The organism is Propionivibrio pelophilus DSM 12018, assembly GCF_059569095.1.
The window spans coordinates 1-2,360 of record NZ_JCANUT010000122.1 but is presented as its reverse complement, the minus strand read 5'-3'; the positions used below and the strand labels follow the sequence as shown (position 1 = coordinate 2,360).

Below are 2,360 nucleotides of genomic sequence, written 5' to 3'. Positions count from 1 at the left end.
GCGAGCGCTCGATCGGCGTCCTCGATGCCGGGTCGACCTCGTGCTTCCTGCTTCTGAAAACCATCGGCACCTCGGTGCAGAAGCGCCTCGGCTAATCCCGCAGAACGGAACCGGTCATCGTGAATCACTTCGACCCCCGCGCCAACGCCATCCGGGCCTTGTCCATGGATGCGGTGCAGGCGGCCGGTTCCGGACATCCCGGCATGCCTCTGGGCATGGCCGAGATCGCCGTGGCCCTCTGGGCCGGGCAGCTGAAACACAACCCCAACGATCCGCACTGGCCGAATCGGGACCGCTTCGTGCTCTCGAACGGCCATGGCTCAATGCTGCTGTACAGTCTGCTGCATCTCACCGGATATCCGCTGCCGATCGAGGAACTCAAGCGTTTCCGGCAGCTGCACAGCATGACCCCCGGCCACCCCGAAGTCGGCTACACCCCTGGCGTGGAGACCAGCACCGGCCCGCTCGGCCAGGGCCTGGCCAACGCCGTCGGGCTGGCGCTGGCCGAACAACTGCTGGCCGCCGAATTCAATCGCGACGGTTTCCCCGTCGTCGATCATTACACCTATGCGTTCGTTGGCGACGGCTGCCTGATGGAAGGCATCAGCCACGAAGCATGCTCCCTCGCCGGCACCTGGAAGCTCGGCAAGCTGATCGTCTTCTACGACGACAACGGCATTTCCATCGACGGCCACGTCAAAGGCTGGCTCACCGACGATACGCCGGCCCGCTTCCGCGCCTACGGCTGGAACGTGATCGAGGACATCGACGGGCACAACATCAAGGCCGTCGACCACGCCATCCGCAAGGCCAAGGAACAAACCGACCAGCCAACGCTGATCTGCTGCAAGACCATCATCGGCAAGGGCGCCCCGGCCAAGGCCGGCACCCACGAGTGCCACGGGGCGCCGCTCGGCGATGCTGAAATCGCCGCCACGCGCGAAGCCATCGGCTGGCGGCATGCGCCCTTCGAGATCCCGCAAGAAATCTACGCCGCGTGGGACGCCCGCAAGGCCGGTGCCAAACACCAGGCACGCTGGGAAGCGCTGATGCAGACCTATCGCGAGGCCTATCCGAAGCTGGGCGCCGAATTCGACCGCCGCCAGCGCGGCGCGCTGCCCGACAAATTCGCCCAGCGTGCGGCCCGCCAGATCAAAGCCCTACAGGCGCAAGGAGAGACGATGGCCACGCGCAAGGCCAGCCAGAGCGCCATCGCCTTCTTCGCCAAGGCACTGCCGGAACTCGTCGGCGGTTCGGCCGACCTGACCGGTTCCAACCTGACGCAATGGCCCGGCGCAAAATCGTTCGTCCCGACCAAGGGCGGCAATTACATTCACTACGGCGTGCGCGAATTCGCCATGGCGGCGATCATGAACGGCCTGCAGTTACACCACGGCCTGCGCGCCTTCGGCGGCACCTTCCTGATGTTCTCCGAATACGCGCGCAACGCCCTGCGCATGGCCGCGCTGATGAAGATCAACCCGATCTACGTGCTGACCCACGACTCGATCGGCCTCGGCGAAGACGGCCCGACACACCAGCCGGTCGAACAGATCGCCACGCTGCGCCTGATGCCGAACATGGACGTCTGGCGCCCTTGCGACACTGTGGAAACACTCGTCGCCTGGCAGGTTGCACTCGAACACATGCACACGCCCACGGCGCTGATCCTCAGCCGCCAGAACCTGCCCTGCCAGGAACGAAAGGCGCAACAGATCGCCGACATCCGCAAGGGCGGCTACATCCTCTGCCGGGAAGGCGGACCGTTGCAGGCCATCCTGATCGCCACCGGCTCGGAGGTCGATCTCGCCGTGCAAGCCTCGTGCGAACTCGCCGGACAGGGCGTCCACGTGCGCGTGGTATCGATGCCGTCATGCAGCGCCTTCGATCAGCAGGACCAGACCTACCAGCACGCCATCCTGCCGTTCGGGGTGCCGACGCTGGCCGTCGAGGCGGGCGTCACCGCCGGCTGGCGCAAATACGTCGGCCGCCGGGGTGCGGTCATCGGCATCGACACCTTCGGTGAATCAGCCCCGGCCGGCGAACTGTACCGGCACTTCGGTCTGACCACGGCGCGGATCGTCGAGGCGACACTGAAAATGACTTTGAATTGAGCGCGTCATGACGACTATGCTTAAAGACCGTCAAATCATGAACGACAAGCGCGATAAGCAAGACATTGCCTGCGCGTACCACTTTCTGGCATCCGACCTGTCGGCGTATTTCACGGGATCCGTGATCGACGTCAATGGGGGGATGCTGATTCACGGCTGAAAAGCCGAGTTTGTGTCTCGTAGTACTTTGAAACCACGGAGGGAAGTATGAAAGACAGTTTCAAGTTGAACCGCCGCTCGTTCCTG

General features: G+C 64.1%; 2 protein-coding genes. Both read left to right on the top strand.

The features are described 5' to 3' along the window. Positions 1-119 precede the first annotated feature (119 nt). Positions 120-2,114 (top strand): transketolase, encoded by a 1,995-nt coding sequence (gene tkt, locus BO74_RS20875; protein ID WP_496445299.1) that lies wholly within the window; start codon positions 120-122, stop codon positions 2,112-2,114. Between the two features lie 7 nt (positions 2,115-2,121). Continuing rightward, positions 2,122-2,274, top strand: a complete 153-nt coding sequence (locus BO74_RS20870) for an SDR family oxidoreductase (protein ID WP_496445297.1) — start codon at positions 2,122-2,124, stop codon at positions 2,272-2,274. The last annotated feature ends 86 nt before the right edge of the window (positions 2,275-2,360 follow it).

What these genes read in the sequence shown, in the direction of transcription:
- BO74_RS20870 (WP_496445297.1), top strand. Translation starts at nt 2,122, where the DNA reads ATGACGACTATGCTTAAAGACCGTCAAATCATGAACGACAAGCGCGAT.